Annotated in this window: 1 protein-coding gene; it reads left to right on the plus strand. The window is 73.3% G+C overall.

Translation table 11 applies throughout. The annotated features are described in order from the left end of the window. A partial coding sequence (locus BIV57_RS25490) for an MFS transporter (protein ID WP_336447228.1) occupies positions 1–490 on the plus strand: 490 nt, incomplete at both ends.

The raw sequence follows: 490 nt of genomic DNA on the forward strand, positions 1-490 counted from the left end.
CCGCGCTGCTGCTGCGCACCCCGCTCGGCCCGGACGCCGAGGAGCGGGCGAGCCGCTCCACCTTCCGCAAGGACCTCGCCGAGGGCCTGCGGTTCGTCCGCGGCAACGGCTTCCTGCGCTACATCTGCGTCTTCGCCGCCGGCGTCAACATGCTCTTCGGCGCGATGACGTTCCTCTTCGTGGTGACGCTGCGCCAGCACGGCGCGTCCCCGCAGGTGATCGGCTCCTGCGAGACGGTGATCGCGGGGCTGGGCCTGGTCGGGGCGATCACCGCCGAGCGGATGGTGCGGCGGGTCGGCGGCTACCGGCTGCTGATCATCGTCGGCTGGGGATCGGTGCCCGCCGCGGCGGCGCTGCCCCTGCTGGCGGGGACCCCGTACGCCGCGGCGGCGCTGCTCGGGGCGATCGTGCTCTTCTTCGCCCCGACCAACGTGGCGCTGCTCTCCTATCTGATGCAGATCGTCCCCGACCGGCTGCTGGCCCGCGTCCA

The organism is Mangrovactinospora gilvigrisea (assembly GCF_001879105.1).
GTDB classification, from domain to species: domain Bacteria; phylum Actinomycetota; class Actinomycetes; order Streptomycetales; family Streptomycetaceae; genus Mangrovactinospora; species Mangrovactinospora gilvigrisea.